This is a genomic window from Alkalihalobacillus phoenicis, assembly GCF_047302405.1.
Taxonomy (GTDB): domain Bacteria; phylum Bacillota; class Bacilli; order Bacillales; family Bacillaceae_D; genus Alkalihalobacillus.
Map to the genome: position 1 here is coordinate 3,083,498 of NZ_CP154853.1, position 17,238 is coordinate 3,100,735.

The following is a 17,238-nucleotide window of genomic DNA, read 5'->3' on the forward strand; positions in this document are numbered from 1 at the left end:
TGTAAGCTGGTCCAAATAAACGAATGATTCCTTAAACTTAAGATAAACCGATTATTTCACGGCTTTCATTAATATCCATTCCATTAGCTGCTGGGTTTTTCGGAAGGCCTGGCATCGTCATAATCGAACCTGTTAAAGCGACAATGAAACCAGCACCTGCCGAAACTTTTAACTCTCTTACTGTTAAGGTAAATCCAGTCGGAGCTCCAAGCAAAGTTGGATTATCAGAGAAGGAATATTGGGTTTTCGCCATACAAATCGGTAATTTATCTAAACCAAGGGCGACAATTTCCGTAATTTGTTTTTTCGCAGCTGGTGTGTACTCGACTTGCTCAGCTCTATATATCTCGGTCGCTATCGTCTTGATCTTTTCTTCAATGGTACCATCGACATCATAAAGAGGTGCATAAGTAGACGTTTTCGTTTCACAAATTTCGACGACTTTATGAGCTAAATCGGTCGCTCCTTCTCCACCTTTCCTAAATACATCGGTGAGAATGACGTCAACTCCTTTAGCCGCACATCTCTCTTTTAGGCGTTCAATTTCTAATTCAGTATCTGTTGGAAATTGATTAATCGCAACTACTGTCGGCACACCAAATTTAGCTAGATTTTCTAAATGTCTTTCTAGATTCACGATTCCAGCATCAAGTGCCGCTAAGTTTTCATGAGCGAGTTCTGCTTTAGCTACTCCACCATTCATTTTTAAAGCACGAATGGTCGCCACGATGACCGTCGCACTTGGCTCTAATTTAGCATATCTACTTTTAATATCAAAGAATTTCTCCGCTCCTAAATCGGCCCCAAACCCAGCTTCAGTTACAACATAATCAGCTAATTTCAAACCGATTTTTGTCGCCATTACAGAGTTACAGCCATGGGCGATATTTGCAAAAGGTCCACCATGTATAAATGCAGGTGTATTTTCAATCGTCTGAACTAAGTTTGGCATAATCGCATCCTTTAATAACAAGGCCATTGCTCCTGTTGCCCCCAGTTCTTCAGCAGTAATAACCTTTCCTTCGTAAGTATAGGCCACAACCATTCTAGACAGGCGTTCCTTTAAATCTGTCAAACTTGAAGAAAGGCAGAGGATCGCCATAATTTCAGAAGCAACCGTAATATCAAATCCACTTTCTCTCATGACACCATCATATTTTCCACCTAACCCAATCACGACGTTACGGAGTGCCCGATCATTCATATCCATAACTCTTTTCCAAATGACTCTCTTCGGATCAATATGTAAGGCATTCCCTTGATGGATATGGTTATCAAGTAAGGCAGCAAGTAAATTATGAGCTGAGGTAATGGCATGAAAATCTCCAGTGAAGTGAAGATTAATATCTTCCATTGGCACAACTTGAGAATACCCTCCACCTGCTGCTCCACCTTTTATCCCAAAGACTGGACCAAGCGATGGTTCTCTTAAAGCCGTAATCGTTTTCTTGCCAATTTTATTTAATCCCATGGAAAGTCCAACATTAACCGTTGTTTTCCCTTCCCCTGCTGGTGTAGGATTAATCGCGGTCACAAGAATTAACTTCCCATCCGGCTTGTCTTCTAATCTTGATAACACATCTAATGAAACCTTTGCTTTATATTTACCATATAACTCTAACTCTTCTTCTCTAATCTCCAAATATTTTGCCATTTCACTAATTGGAAGCATCTTCGCCTCTTGTGCAATTTGAACGTCTGTTTTCATAATTCCTCCAAGTATGTAAAAATAGTTTTCGATTGCCTCAAGTCATATAAAAGTAAAATTCCACTATGTAGCCATTCACCCTCAGTCGTCTTTGCCCATCTATTTACCCTCTTTCCATCTTAAATCATCCCTACACTTACTATACCAAAAAATGAAGCGAGGGATGAGGGGAGTTTTATCTTAGAATAACATTTTAAAAAGTGGAGGAGTTATTAGTTAGGGAGTGAATACAAATTCGACAAGTGGCCGTACACTCGTCGAATTAATGCCCTATGATTGCCATTGCTTCCCTAATTCTATGGCTTTTGGAATTATAGGGGTTCTATGATTCCCTTTGTGGCTCTTATTCCATCGCTTTTGGAATCATTGACGGGCTTTGATTCCCTTTGTGGCTCTTATTCCATCGCTTCTGGAATCATTGGCACTCTTTGATTCCCTTTGTGGCTCTAATTCCATCGCTTCTGGAATCATTCACGCTCTTTGATTCCCTTTGCCCCCCTGATTCCATCGCTTTTGGAATCATTGGCACTCTTTGATTCCCTTTGCCGCTCTTATTCCATCGCTTTTGGAATTATTGGCTCCCTTTGATTCCCTTTGTGGCTCTTATTCCATCGCTTTTGGAATCATTGACGGGCTTTGATTCCCTTTGTGGCTCTTATTCCATCGCTTTTGGAATCATTCACTCTCTTTGATTCCCTTTGCATCCCTGATTCCATCGCTTCTGGAATCATTCACGCTCTTTGATTCCCTTTGCATCCCTGATTCCATCGCTTTTGGAATCATTCACGCTCTTTGATTCCCTTTGCATCCCTGATTCCATCGCTTCTGGAATCATTCACGCTCTTTGATTCCCTTTGCCCCCCTGATTCCATCGCTTTTGGAATCATTCACGCTCTTTGATTCCCTTTGCCCCCCTGATTCCATTGCTTTAGGATTCATAAGCTAGAAAAACCTCTTATTAATCAAAAAAGAAGCCATCTTGAACTCCTTTTTCAAAATGAACCCTTTTCTTTATCAAACATTCACTCTATTCCATAAACTAATGACATCTGTTAAATCATTCACCACAAAATCAGGTTCAATTTCATTTAATGACATTTGATTGTTTCGATTCAACCAAACACTTTTTATCCCTAGCTTTTGAGCCCCGAGAACATCCTGTGTTAATGAATCTCCTACATGTAAAACTTCCTCCGCTCTCACTTTTCCTAACCTTAAGGCTTCCTCAAACATATCCGGTCTCGGTTTATAAGAGCGTACATCTTCACTTGTAATCACTCCATTCACTTCTATTTCATGATACTTGAGTGCTTCCATAAGCTCCTCACGATCAACATTAGAGAGAATATATACCGGTAAATCGACTATAGCAAAAAAGGAAATAGCATCAGCATACATAGTTGGACGCTTCCATTGGTCAAACATTTTTTCACTTAAAATGAGTGCATCCAAAGGAGCTTGAAAATGGGTCAACGTTTTTTGTATAGAAATAATTTCGACCTGTCGTTGTGACAAAAAGTTTACACCATAGCTTTTTGTGAATAAATGATAAAATTGATTCCACCAGTATGTAGCAATTTCCGTAATACTTATATCTTTTATCGAGGAGGCTGCTTGAATTTCTAAACTAACCTCGTAAATCACTTCCCCGACATCATGGACAACCGTTCCATAAAAATCTAAAAAAATGGCTTTTATTGACATGAGCCTATCTCCTTCCATATTTCCAAAAATGACTGCAATGATTGATTGATTTCTTGCTATTATCAAAAGGAGCGTGACTTAGTATAAGCCACTATGTGCCAAAAAAGAAATGGTAATAAGTTTTTATCACCTCTTGCTTTTAAAAAGGCCCATTTTGACTTTTACCCTATATTCGCTTTTCTTGAAAGGATATCCTGTAAAAAAAGTGTAAAGATCCTTCTATTAATTAAATTAATTAAAAAAGAGAGTGACCTTTTGTAGGGCCGCTCTCATTCTATTATTTTAGACCCTTGCTATTAGCCCTAACACATTTATCATTTAGCAAAAATTGTAAGACACCTACCATCTATGCTTCAAAAAAGCACATCTATAGAAAAAACCGCTACTGAATTTAGCAGCAGCGATTCAAATAATGTCAAACATATATTTCTGATTACGATAACTTTCCTACATTAAACTCTCTTCTCCCTTCCTCGCTACTCCTTCGCTTTAACCTAGAATAGGGGTATCGATTAAGGATACTTCGGGGCGAGCAATGCCATGTAGTTCAAATAAAATCAATTCATTTTTTCCATTTTTTAATAATGGACCAGGTAAATAAAGGGTTTGTTGTGGACCGATTTCCCAATAACGTCCTAAATTAAAACCATTAATAAAAACAACTCCTTTTTTCCACCCTCTCGTGTCGACAAATGTATCTCCAACCTCATCTACCTCAAATTCTCCTTTATAAAAGCACGGTTGATTTGTTTTTACTTCAGTTGTATTCGAAAGCCCCTCTAAGTTAGTTAATGGAAGTAGATAGATCGTCCATCCGAAAATAAATTGATAATCTAATCGGACTCCCTCCGTAATCCCTTTTGGATCCTTAAGTTTAGATCCATAATTAATTCTCCCTAAATTTTCAACAAGTAAATCAACCTGCACTTCCCCATCCGGAAGCTCCACCTCTAATACGTCATCTCCCCATCTCTCAATAACCCCTTGGAATTCCTCATTTATATAAACAAGAGCTCGATCCCTTACATCTTGAATCGATAGCTTCACCTTACTTCCTGTTCCATTAACTGTTGTCCTATAGAGAATAAACCCGTAAGCTTGACCAAGCTTTTCCATCGTCTCAGGATAGATGCTCTGAATCGGTTCACTAATATCCTTTAATGTAGAAAATAAATTAAACGATTGATTCAGGGTTACTTTTCCATATTTTTTCTTCTCCACAAGAGATGGTAAATCAGGAAGCTCCTCATTTTTATACTGTGCAACCAAACTACGAATCTGATGATATTTGGGTGTATATTCCCCTGCTTCACTTAATGGACTATCATAATCATAACTTGTAATGGTTGGCTGATATTTTTCTCCATAATTTGCCCCATTATAAAAGCCAAAGTTCGTGCCACCATGGAACATATAAAAATTAACAGAAGCTCCCTGCTTGAGCATTTCTTCAAAGGTTTGAACAGCATCCTCCACATCTCTTGTATGGTGCTTCTCTCCCCAGTGATCAAACCAGCCATTCCAATATTCCATACAGAAGTTAGGAATATCCGGAAAATATTTTTGTAAGACATTAAAATACTCTGTCGGCTTTGAACCAAAATTCACAGTTGGTAAAACTCCATCTACCGCTCCTCCATCAAGCATTCGTTCAGTTGGGCCATCAGAAGTAAACAATAATACATCAATCCCTCTCGTTATTAAAGCCTCCTTTAGATAATTTAAATAGGCTTTATCATTGCCGTAACTCCCATATTCATTTTCGATTTGAACAGCTAAAATCGGTCCCCCATTTGAATACTGATAGGGCACGATCTTTTCGATTAAGACATCATAATAACGGTCAATATTTTTAAAAAAAGGCTCATAACTACAGCGAAGTCTCATGTTATCATCTGCTAATAGCCACGAAGGCAAGCCGCCAAATTCCCATTCTGCACATATATATGGACTCGGTCTTACGATAACATATAATCCGACGTACTCTGCTGTTCGAATAAACTCCTCGATATCTGCTATTCCAGAAAAAAAGTAGCTTCCTTCTTTCGGCTCATGCAAATTCCACGGTACATACGTTTCCACACAATTAAAGCCAGCAGCCTTGAGCTTACGTAATCGGTCCTCCCAATACTCTGGAACGACTCGAAAATAATGTATCGCCCCTGATAGTAACTGAATTTTCTCTCCTTCCAAATAAAAGTCCTTTCCTACCACACTTAGTCCAGCCACGTTAAAACCTCCTTAATTATAAAGCGAAGTCCGTTGCTTAGAAGCGAGAAAAAATAAGAACAGCTGATGAAGACGCTCTTTGTCTTCATTCAGATGGGCGATTTTTCTCGAGCTTTTAACGGACGTAGCTCGATTGATTATAAAGCGAAGTCCGTTGCTTAGAAGCGAGTCCACTTAAGGATCAACGCTAAGTTCGCTCCATCCTGTCGCAACGCCTTGTACCCACGTCCTGTGGGCAAGAACCTCTGATGAAGACGCTCTTTGTCTTCATTCAGATGGGCGATTTTTCTCGAGCTTCTAACGGACGTAGCTCGATAAAATCCTTTTTTCTACCACTTAAAACAGCTCAATCCTTAACCGCCCCAGCCGCTATATTTGAAATAAATTGCTTGCTTCCTATTAAAAATAGGATGATTAACGGAATAACCCCTAATAAAGTCCCTGTCATCACTAAACCATAATCAGTTGTATGTAGCCCTTGTAAATTAGATAATGTTACCATCAACGTGTATTTATCTGGATTATTTAAAATGATTAATGGCCATAAATAATCATTCCAAACTCCCATAAAATTAAAGATTCCTAAAAAAGCCAATGCCGGTTTTAGAATCGGTACGGCAACACTCCAATACATTCGAAAAATGCCACAGCCATCTATTCTTGCTGCATTTAAAAGGTCATCGTGAATGGCTCCTTCCGCATACTGTTTTATCCAAAAAATCCCGAATGCACTTACTAAACCGGGAATAATTAAAGCCTTATAGCTATCAATCCAACCAAAGCTTTGCATCATTAAAAATAATGGTATGAGTGAAAGCTGAGCCGGAATCATCATTGTCACAAGTGAGAAAATAAATAAGAACTTTCTACCTGGAAAATGAAATTTGGCAAATACAAACCCTGCTAAAGAACTTAGGAAAAGAGTAAAAAAAGTCGATATTGATGCAACCACAACGGTATTCATCATAGATTGAAAAAAGTTTACTTCGGAAAAGACTCGTTGTATATTTTCAATTAATTGATTACCTAATGTCCAGATAGGTGGAAATGCATAGGCAGCACTTGAAGGATTACTTGCTAAAACAATTAGCCAATAGAATGGAAAAACAGATATAAGGACTCCTATAATTAGCCCAGTGTAAAGCCCTACAGATTTCATTCCTCTCACGATTACACCTTCCCTTCTATTTTTTTCGTTGAACAATCATCCAATTAAGTAATGAGAATAAAATGATGACAATAAATAAACCAATCGCTATTGCAGAACCATAGCCATACAAGCCTTTCTCAAATGCTTGTTGATATAAATAAAGGACAATCGTTAACCCACCTGCACCTGCACCACCAGAATTGCCAACTAATATTTGTGGCTCGGCAAATGTTTGCATACCTCCAATCGTAGAAGTAATGACAACAAAAAGGATAACCGGACGCAATAACGGAATTGTTATTTTTCTGAAAATTTGAAAAGTAGTAGCTCCGTCAATTCTAGCAGCCTCATATAATGATTGATCGATATTCTGTAAACCTGCTAAAAAGATGATCGCGTTATAACCTGTCCAACGCCAAATAATCATGACTGATATCGCAATTTTGACAGCAACTGAATTTCCATGCCAATTGATCGCTTCAAATCCGAGGCTCGTAATAAAATAATTTATAAGCCCATAACCAGGTGTAAAAATGACACCAAAAATGATAGCCACGGCTACAATTGCTGTTACATTAGGTAAGAAATATAGTGTTTTAAAAAGGTTCCTATATTTCACAAAAGTTGAATTTAACAAAAAGGCTATCACTAAAGCCAATAAAATCATTGGTATAGTTGACATGATCCAAATGATAAATGTATTGGCTATTGACTTCCAAAAAAGGGGATCTCTAATCAGAAATTCGAAGTTTCGCAACCCAACAAACTCCATTTGTCCAATTCCATCCCAACTCGATAAAGCCAAATAAAAGGAGAAAAGAATCGGGTAAATTCCAAATATCGCAAAAATGATAAAAAAAGGAGAGATTAATAAATAGGCTCCTTTGTTTTCTTTTACTCTTTTCCATGTTTCTTTTCTTTTTTGCTTGTGATTAAAGATGGCCGTCTCTACTTTCATATACACATCACCCTTTTAAAAAAGGAGAAGTTCACCTTCTCCTTATAGATTATGAACAAAATGGCCGTATGAAAAGGAAACTCTTGTTAGATCAAGCGTTCCTGAGCAGATATATGCTTCAAAACAGCGGATATACACCTTTGTCTTCCGCCTAACAGTTCACCTTCTCTTCCCCTTTATAAACTTAAATCTCTTTCAATTTTATCCAATGCGTCCTGCCATGCTTTTTCTGGTTCTTTTCCTTGTGTCGCAACTAGTTCTAGTTCGTTTAAAAAAGCGGATGACGCAATCGATTCTCTTGAGCCACGATAAGCTTCATTAACATTTTGGGCTGATTGTGCAAATACTTCAGTCGTATTTTGTCCCCCAAAAAATTCTTCTTCATGATAAATTTCTTCACTTTCAAGTGCCTCATTATGGGCTGGGAATAAACTCACATTTTTATATGACTCGACTTGATTTTCGGCATTGTTAATAAATTTTGCAATTTCTGCACTCTTTTCTGGATAATTAGTAGAGCTTAAAACTGCTAAAAATGAGCCACCATCATTCCCATCTGCCAATGGCGAACGAGTTACCTTCCATTGACCACTCGTACTTGGAGTCGAATCAATTAAAATATCCTTTGCCCAAACTGGCCCATCGTAACCTACAATATCATCATTGTTAATCGCAGCATTCCATTCTTGTGTTAAGGCACCAATGTTATTTGCAATTAACCCTCTTTCATACAATTCAATAACTTGATCCCATACCTCTTTAACATGGGCTTGGTTGCCAATAAATTCTTCTTCTGTATTAAAATACCTTTGCTCGCTCTTATTCATCGCACTCGAGAAAGCATTTCCAATTGAACCAATCGCATAAGTACCTGTTTTATCCTTTAATGTTGTGAGAACATCCAAATAACCGTCCCATGTACTCATCTTCTCGGCTAGCTCTTCTGGTGAATGGGCAACTCCAGCTTCAGCAAAAATGTCTTCTCGATAGAAAAAAGCAGTTGGTGACGTATCAACAGGAACAGCGATCATATGTTCACCATCTCCTGTAATCGCTTGACTTGTTTTCCAAACCGGGTATTGGTCCTCGATTTCTGTTCCACCATATTCATATAAATTTAAGAATTTATCTTGGTATGGTAAAAATTCTGAAACCCAAATATTCATTAATACAAGATCAGGAGCATCATCATTACTATTGGATGCTAATAATGTTTGAAGTTTGGTTTTATAGTCTCCACCAGGTGGTAGCTTTTGTGCATCAAATTCAACATCTGGGAACTCCTCTTTTACTTTCTCTAATACACTATCATCAAGCCCTCGATTCCAATACCATAAAGTGATTTTTTCAGTACCATCTGAAGAAGATGAATCACTTGAGCCTCCACATGCAGCTAATAATGAAACAAAAATGAATACTAATACGATTTGCACTGTTTTTTTCATAATGACCTCCTCATAATTTAGTTAAATATCAATGATACAGAATCTGTAAGTTTCACCACCGCCATCCCAAATAAGCCTTTTAAATTGATAGCTCCTATTTTTTATTTATAGCACCTGTCTTCCTAACATTTACTGCAATCGACGCTCCTAAAAGACCCGCTTCTTCTTTTAACTTACTTACTCTTAATCGCTTCTCAATCCCACTCTGAACAGGATTTACAACAAGCTTTTGTAGCTCTTTTTTGATGAAATCTAGCAGCCAAGGTTGGTGATTCACCACTCCGCCTCCTAGTACGATGATATCGGGATCGAGTACACAAAAGATTTGATGCAGCCCTTTTGCCATATCTCGAGTCATATGGGTAACTATCTCTTTAGCCAAAGGGTCACCCTGCAAAAAACTGTCCATTAATTGTTTGACCGCATCTTTAGATTGTAAATTCAAGCGATTAACGCTTTTTTTAGTAAGAGATGTCCCCGATGCCTTTTCTTCTAACGTTTCTTTCTCATCGCAGCCAACATAAGTAAGCCCAATCTCTCCAGCCATTCCTGCTCCACGAATCACTTCGCCTTTTTGAATAAAACAAGCGGAAATCCCTGTACTAATCGTTACAAAAGCCATTAACTCATTTTTTAATTGATGAGCGAACCATTCCCCTTTTGCCGCCATATATACATCATTATCAATCGTAATTTCAGATGTTGGGAAATTAGTTTGTAATCTCGAAACGAGTGGAAAGTCCCGCCAAGGTAAATTATTTTGAAAAATGGCCATACCTCTGATTACATCTACTTTACCGGGAAGACCAACTCCAATGAAGCAAACCTCTTTTTCCACTACACCCGCTTCATTCATCACATATTGAAACGCTAATAAAAGTTGTTCATACATTGTCTCGGCATTCTCTGTCAAACTAGGTAGGATCTTTTGTGCATACACAACTCCAGCTTCATTCAGTAAGGCTGTTGCGATCTTGGTTCCTCCAACGTCAGCTGTTAATATATAGTTCAAGGCTTATTCTCCTTACATTTAGAGGTTTAATTCGACTACTTGTGATAAGTTTTTTGGTTTATCTGGATCATAGCCTAGTCGCAATGCTCGATAATAAGCTAAATATTGTAATAGTGGAACATATAAAACTAGTCGATTTCGATCTGAGATTTCCTGACCTATTGTTAATGTATAATCCGCCTCAAAAGTTTCGGAGTAAGGGCCGAGTGCTAAAACCTTTCCTCCTAATTTTTGAATATCTTTTACTAAATCTTGATCTAAATCTTCTGTTTGCTTTTGTGACATCACAACAACGACCGTTTTGTCGTCAACAATTGAAATCGGTCCATGACGAAACTCGAGATTTGAATAACTTTCACATTCCGTTTGTGTCATTTCTTTTAACTTCAACGTTACTTCCTTGGCTAACCCATTATAGTAACTAGCTCCTAAATAAATAAATCGTTTATATGTTAACTCAGCAGCAAACCTCTTGACTGAATCTTGCATTAAAAGTAAGTCACCGACAGCTCTAGGGATTTCCTTCAATTCTGTCCAATCCTCTTTTGCATCCATTAGTTTAGTTGTATATAATTGCAGGGCATATAACATGTTTGTAAATGATTGTGTCATGACAACACTTTTTTCATTAATATGTTCTAAAGCGATAACTTCGTCTGCTAATTCAGCCAAAGGGCTCTCTTCAAAACAAGTAACAGCAAATGAACTAGTATTCGGTTGCTTATTAATAAACTTCAATGCAGCCACTGCCTCACTCGTTGTTCCTGAGCGAGAAATAACGACCACTTTATACGTTTTATTTTCGGTAAAGTAAACGTCCGGATTCAAAAAAATTTCAGATGCAGGTACGGCCGATGCAAATTGTCCTGTTACGCTTTGAAAGTATTTCGCAGCTGATATAGCTAGATAAAAGGACGTTCCACATCCAATAAAATAATGCATATCCCTGCTCTCTTTTTTAAACTTTTGCTTGTTTAGAATCTCGTACGTTTCTTTCATTTTATTTGCCTGCTCACTAATTTCTTGGTACGTATACATATTTCTTCATCCTCTCCAAATAAATTCATGATAACTTCTCTATTTTTATCTCGTCTTGAAAGTTCTTAATATCTGATGCCTTAATACATCCTGCATATAAATGAAGAGCATTAGACATTCCACATGCAATACCTAATTTCAACGTTTGTTCAATCGATAGATTCGAGAGAAAGCCTGCTGTTAATCCAGCTACCATCGCATCTCCACAGCCTACTGTATTTTTCACCTCCAGCAATGGTGGAGTAAGGCTATATCGACCTTTTTCACCAATGTAGAAGACACCGTTTGCCCCCAATGAAAGACAAACATGTGGAATTCCATGGTCATGTAGCTTCTCCGCTCCCCATATCATATCTTGTCTAGACAACTCTTCTTTTCCTAACCAGTGTGCTAATTCATGCTCATTTGGTTTAATCAAAAATGGCTTTTCACTAATTGCGGCTTGAAAAGGCTCTCCACTCGTATCCAATATCGTCTTCGCATCAGCCTGATGAATGATATTTATTAATTGTCCATAGGCATTAATAGGAACTCCTTTTGGTAAACTACCTGATAAGACAACGAACTCACTTTGGCTCGCCAATTGTTGGACAGACTGACAAAGCTCTTCCCATTTTAATGGTTGAATAGTTGGTCCCTGTTCCAATAGCTCTGTCTCTTGACCATTTACGTCAGCGATTAAGTTGATACATTCTCTTGACTCGTCTTCTATTTGAATAAATTGATGCGTAATTAACTTTTCATTTAGTAATTTCTGAACTTTCGAGCCAGTAAACCCGCCACTAAAACCTGACACTTTTACTTCATATCCAAGTGTTTGCAAAACTTTAGCTACATTAATCCCTTTGCCACCAGGTTCTTCATGTACTTGTTTAATTCGATTCGTTTTCCCTTTTTGAAAATTCGATAGAAAATACGTTTTATCTAATGCTAGATTGAGTGTGATTGTTGTAATCATAGCGAATACCCTTTGACTTAGATTGAAGAACGGTTATCTTTTCTTTCACGAGTGCTTTTACCGCTTCGACGCCCGGTACAAAATACTTTCTCGGATCATCTTCATTTGGATGTTCGGAAAAATATTGACGCAGCTCTTTGGCATAAATGACCTTTAATTCCGTTGAAAAATTAACCTTTGAAACCCCATAATCCAATGCCTTTTGTACTACATCATCTGCAATACCAGAAGCACCGTGCATCACAATTGGACAAGCGACTCGTGCGTTGATTTCTTCTAATAAATCAAATTGTAAGTTTGGCTCCTTTTTATACATGCCATGAGCCGTTCCAAAGGCAGGAGCAAATGAATCAATACCAGTCTGCCTTACAAAAAATTCAGCCATTTTTGGATCGGTATAAATGACTTCCTCTTCATTTACGACTAAATCGTCCTCTACACCACCAATTGTGCCAAGCTCCGCTTCAACTGGTACATCGAGCAAATGAGCAACTTCTGTCACCTTTTTTACAAGTTCAATATTATCTTCCAAAGCTAAATGAGAACCGTCTATCATCACTGACGTATAGCCTGCTCGTAAACATTTCATGACGATATCAAAAGAATCACCGTGATCTAAATGTAGAGCCACAGGAACCTTAGCTTGTTTGGCAGCTGATTCTGCCATTGCTTTCATATATTCAATGCCCACATATTTAATTGTACCTGGTGTTGTTTGTAAGATAACTGGAGAACCCATTTCCTCGGCTCCAGCAATAACCGCCTTCATAATCTCTAAATTATGAGCTCCAAAAGCTCCAATGGCATAATGATTTTGATAAGCATCCTCTAATAACTGTTTAGTAGAAACTAATGACACATCATTCACTCCTCATCCGTTAATGGGTTGTTGGTACAAGTTAGTTTTAGAAAAAATCATAGACTTTTAACAAACATGTCTATGATTTTTCTTCTAAATTAATTCTGTGTAAAATCTACACCGGTCTCCACGTACGATAGAACGACAAAATTCAACAGGGATACCATTTAAATCATAGGCCGTTCGCTCAAGTAATAGCGCTGGAAAACCTTTCTCTGTTTGAAGTAACTGACTAGCCTCTTCCTCCATTAAAATAGGCTCAAATGCTTCTTTCGCTCTCGTCACAAACACTTGAAATTCTCTTTCTAATAAGTCGTATAAGGATACAGTCCCAACCTCTTTTAAGAGCTCGATCTTACCGACCACTTTTTTCGGTAAAAACGATTCTTCCAAAACGATCGGTTCATCATTCGCACACCGAATTCGTTTTAATAAAATAACTTTCTCCTTTTCCTCTAACACTAAAGCCTGCTTTACTTCCTTGCTTGGCTCAACTTCCTTTACCTCAACAATTATATCAGAAGGATTCATTCCTTTTTCTTTCAGAACCTTACTAAAACTATAAAAACCAGTTAAAGGTTGCTCTAGTTTTTGCTTAGCTACATAAGTTCCTTTCCCTTGAACTCGGTAAAGCACTCCCTCTTTCACTAAATCTTCTATTGCTTTTTTAACTGTATTCCGACTAATACCATATTGCTCCATTAGCTGATTTTCTGACGCAATTTTATCCCCCGGCTTCCAACCCCCTTCACTAATCGTCGAAATTAACACTTCTTTTAATTGGTGGTAAAGGGGGATTAAACTATCATGTTGTAACCCTGGCATAACAAATTTCTTCCTCTCGCTTACATTCAATCTCTTCTCAATGAGTCGATTGAATAGTAATAATTGTTAGTTAATTAATTTAATTGATTATACCCCTCCCCTGTCAACACGTCAACCCAACCACCTTGTTCCTACTTACTTTATCCTGTTTGCTCTTTCTATCAATCTGTTTATTTTGAACTGCCCATTGTAATTCCTTCGATAAAGTAACGTTGTAAGAAGATGAAAATAAGAACCATTGGCCAAATTGCAAGTAACGAACCGGCCATTAGTACAGGGAAATTCGTTGAATATTGTCCTTGGATTGCGGCTAGACCTGCTGAAAGTGGTAATTTAGCTTGTGAACTATTAACAATTAATGGCCATAATAAATCATTCCATGACCAAAGCATCGTGAAAATAGCGAGTGAAATCAACGCCGGTTTTGTTAATGGCAATAAGATAAAGAAAAAGATTTGGAAATGATTACAGCCATCAATTCTTGCCGCCTCATCTAACTCTTTTGGCAATCCCATAAAGAATTGACGCAAAAGGAAAACCCCAAAAGCACTAAATAAACCAGGAACAATTAAAGCTTGTAAAGTGTTTAACCAGTTCAACTCTACCATAATTAAATATTGTGGAATTGCATAAGCCTGAAGCGGAACCATTAAAACGGATAGTGTAATAATAAATAAGACATTCCTTCCAGGAAAAACAATTCTAGCAAACGCATAGGCGGCAAATGAACAAATAATTAGCTGCCCGACCGTTCGACCTACAGTCATCATAATCGTATTCCAATAAAACTGTAAAAACGGCATATAATCAAAGACTCGAACATAAGAACCCCAGTTCCACTCATTCGGAATAATAGTAGGAGGAACTTGTGTCACCTCTCCCATCGTTTTTAAGGAAGTTAAGACCATCCAAATAAATGGGATAATCATTAACACCGCACCAATGGACAGGATCAAATGAATGATTAACGCACGATTTGATTTTAGCTTCATGATACCCTCCTTAGTTGTAGTGAACCCATTTCTTTTGGAAGTAGAACTGGAAAATGGTTGCGACTAAAATGATGACAAATAAATTAATGGAAATCGTCGCTCCATAACTTAAATCATGGTTAATAAACGCTTCACGATAAAACAAATACACAAGTGTTTGCGTGTCAAATGCCACAGGACTATCTATTCCAACCATCATGTAAATAAGCTCAAAAGTCTGTAATGTACTAATAATCGAAATCACACTTACAAAAAACAAAGTCGGTGTCAGCAGAGGAACCGTAATTTTCGCAAATTTGGCAAACGGCCCTGCTCCATCGATTTCAGCTGCTTCATAATAGGACGGTGATATATTTTGAAGACCAGCTAAAATAATAATCATGTTATAACCAATTGTAGACCAAATCGCGACAATGATGACTGCATAAAGAGCAAAGCTACTATCAACTAGCCAATAAGGTCCTTGAATCCCAAAAAATCCAAGTACATGATTAATTAAGCCGTAATCTCCATTGTACAACCATTTCCAAACCATCCCTACTGCTGCTGGCATTGTAATAACAGGTAGGAAATAAAGCGTTCGGTACATCGTTACACCACGAATTTTTTGATTGAGTAAAACAGCGACAACCGTTGAGAAAAAAACACTAGTTGGTACAGCAATAGCCGTAAAGGTAAAAGTATTCTTTAAAGCCATCCAAATATTTGGATCTTGAAATAAACGTACATAATTTTCTAATCCTATCCATGACACTTGACCAAAGGAACCATACTCTGTAAATGAAAGGTAAATGGTATAAAAGATTGGTCCGATATTGAAGATGAATAGCCCTAGAAAACACGGTGCGATAAATAGGTAAGCCCACATATAATCTTGTTTTTTCATAGGAGTTAGTTTTAGACTCAACTTATTTTGCGAGACGGTTTTCGTATTCAACATACTATCTCTCCTCATTCCATTTGAATAAGCCAAAAGTGGAGGGGTGAATAAAAGGCCTTGTTCACGCTTCACCCCTACGCAAATGCAAAATTATTTCGATTCGTTTTCTAAAATCTCTTCAATTTTTTCTGCGAGTTCATCAGCAATTTCTTCATAGGTCACTTCTCCTGCCCATACCCGGTTCAAATAATCTGTTTCCACTTGTTGCCAAGTCCGCGTGTGCAATGAGTTCGGAAGTGGATCCGCATATTCAACTTGGTCTATAAAGGCTTGGGCATTAAAATTCGGTAATGATTCGACCCATTTTTGCTCAGTCCCTGTATACGCTGGAATAACCGTTCCTGTTTCCGCTTGGATTTCAGCCGCTCTTTCCGAACCTAAAAATTTCAAGAACTCCCAGGCTGCCTCAGGGTGATCGGTATGACTAGCGATTACATTCCCAAGTCCGTGAATCGTCGATGATCTTTTTTCTCCCATTGGTAATGGAGCGACATCGACTTTATCCTTAATGAATTCATTATTTGAGAAAACAGGAGCAAACCAAGAACCTGATACAAACATCGCGACATTGCCAGACTCGAACATACTTGATGCAGGGGTATCCGTCATTTGTTGAATCGTTGGCGATACTTCATACTCATGAATTAAATCGGTCCAAAATTTAATACCTGCGATCGCTTCTGGTGTGTTATGGCCAGCTGTATTTGTTTCTAAATCAATGACATAACCACCAGCTTGATGAATCGTATTATAAAAACCTGATTGAGAATTTAAATGTGCGGCAATCCCATATATACGATTATCCGTATCCGTTATTTCTTTTGCTGCTGTAACTAAATCATCCCAAGTCCACGTCTCATTTGGATATTCGACTCCCGCCTCATCAAAAAGTTCACGGTTATACCATAATCCAATTGTGTCATAATCTTTTGGGATCCCATATTGGCTTCCACCGGCACTATATAAGCTAGTTAACGTCTCTGGATAGTTTGAAAAATCATAGCCATCTTTTGCAACGTATTCATCCAAGTTGAGCAACATATCATTCTCAGCAAATAGTCTAATATTCGGTCCATTCATCCAAAAAATATCCGGTAATGATTGCCCAGTACCTGCAATCTCAAGGTTATCCCAATATTGTGCAAAAGGAGTATTCTCAATATTAATCGTGATATTTGGATGTTCTTCATTAAATTCTTCCACAATTTGTTCAAGTGCTGGCATTTGATCTAAATCCCAAACCATATAGGACAACGTCACTTTTTCATCCCCACCCGCACTATTCGAACAAGCCACAAGGAACATTAAAGCAGCAACAATCATTAACACTTTTTTCATTTGATTTTCTCCTCCAATATGATTATTTTTAATCCAATAAGAACCGATAACAGGTTAATAGGTTGTTGGTACAAGTTTGTCT

The 17,238-nt window shown here is 37.8% G+C and carries 14 protein-coding genes; all 14 read right to left on the minus strand.

Annotated elements, in window-relative coordinates; genetic code table 11:
* Positions 1–37 precede the first annotated feature (37 nt).
* Complete coding sequence (locus tag AA0017_RS14625) at positions 38–1,708, minus strand: formate--tetrahydrofolate ligase (protein ID WP_413375538.1); 1,671 nt, start codon at positions 1,706–1,708, stop codon at positions 38–40.
* 1,014 nt (positions 1,709–2,722) lie between these two features.
* Positions 2,723–3,412 carry an HAD family hydrolase gene (locus AA0017_RS14630; RefSeq protein ID WP_413375540.1) on the minus strand — a complete coding sequence of 230 codons (690 nt, stop codon included), beginning with the start codon at positions 3,410–3,412 and terminating at the stop codon, positions 2,723–2,725.
* Between the two features lie 489 nt (positions 3,413–3,901).
* Entirely contained in the window at positions 3,902–5,641 is a 1,740-nt protein-coding gene (locus AA0017_RS14635; protein WP_413375542.1) for a glycoside hydrolase family 35 protein, read from the minus strand.
* A 346-nt stretch (positions 5,642–5,987) separates the two neighbouring features.
* Positions 5,988–6,800, minus strand: a complete 813-nt coding sequence (locus AA0017_RS14640; protein WP_413382616.1) for a carbohydrate ABC transporter permease — start codon at positions 6,798–6,800, stop codon at positions 5,988–5,990.
* A gap of 25 nt (positions 6,801–6,825) precedes the next feature.
* Positions 6,826–7,749 carry a carbohydrate ABC transporter permease gene (locus AA0017_RS14645; protein ID WP_413375544.1) on the minus strand — a complete coding sequence of 308 codons (924 nt, stop codon included), beginning with the start codon at positions 7,747–7,749 and terminating at the stop codon, positions 6,826–6,828.
* 176 nt (positions 7,750–7,925) lie between these two features.
* Positions 7,926–9,194 carry an ABC transporter substrate-binding protein gene (locus AA0017_RS14650; protein WP_413375546.1) on the minus strand — a complete coding sequence of 423 codons (1,269 nt, stop codon included), beginning with the start codon at positions 9,192–9,194 and terminating at the stop codon, positions 7,926–7,928.
* Positions 9,195–9,288: 94 nt separating this feature from the next.
* Positions 9,289–10,206, minus strand: coding sequence for an ROK family protein (locus AA0017_RS14655; RefSeq protein WP_413375548.1), 918 nt, complete (start codon positions 10,204–10,206; stop codon positions 9,289–9,291).
* A gap of 18 nt (positions 10,207–10,224) precedes the next feature.
* On the minus strand, positions 10,225–11,244 hold the full coding sequence (locus AA0017_RS14660) for an SIS domain-containing protein (protein WP_413375550.1): 1,020 nt from the start codon (positions 11,242–11,244) through the stop codon (positions 10,225–10,227).
* Positions 11,245–11,269: 25 nt separating this feature from the next.
* Complete coding sequence (gene pfkB / locus AA0017_RS14665; protein ID WP_413375552.1) at positions 11,270–12,202, minus strand: 1-phosphofructokinase; 933 nt, start codon at positions 12,200–12,202, stop codon at positions 11,270–11,272.
* Positions 12,165–13,061, minus strand: a complete 897-nt coding sequence (locus tag AA0017_RS14670; protein ID WP_413375554.1) for a class II fructose-bisphosphate aldolase — start codon at positions 13,059–13,061, stop codon at positions 12,165–12,167. Before AA0017_RS14670 ends, pfkB begins: the two co-directional genes overlap by 38 nt.
* A gap of 93 nt (positions 13,062–13,154) precedes the next feature.
* Positions 13,155–13,886, minus strand: a complete 732-nt coding sequence (locus tag AA0017_RS14675) for a GntR family transcriptional regulator (RefSeq protein ID WP_413375556.1) — start codon at positions 13,884–13,886, stop codon at positions 13,155–13,157.
* A gap of 170 nt (positions 13,887–14,056) precedes the next feature.
* Positions 14,057–14,878, minus strand: a complete 822-nt coding sequence (locus AA0017_RS14680; protein ID WP_413375558.1) for a carbohydrate ABC transporter permease — start codon at positions 14,876–14,878, stop codon at positions 14,057–14,059.
* Between the two features lie 10 nt (positions 14,879–14,888).
* Positions 14,889–15,818: a carbohydrate ABC transporter permease gene (locus AA0017_RS14685; protein ID WP_413375560.1), complete on the minus strand. Its 930-nt coding sequence runs from the start codon at positions 15,816–15,818 to the stop codon at positions 14,889–14,891.
* A 90-nt stretch (positions 15,819–15,908) separates the two neighbouring features.
* Positions 15,909–17,156 carry an ABC transporter substrate-binding protein gene (locus AA0017_RS14690; protein ID WP_413375562.1) on the minus strand — a complete coding sequence of 416 codons (1,248 nt, stop codon included), beginning with the start codon at positions 17,154–17,156 and terminating at the stop codon, positions 15,909–15,911.
* Positions 17,157–17,238 lie beyond the last annotated feature (82 nt).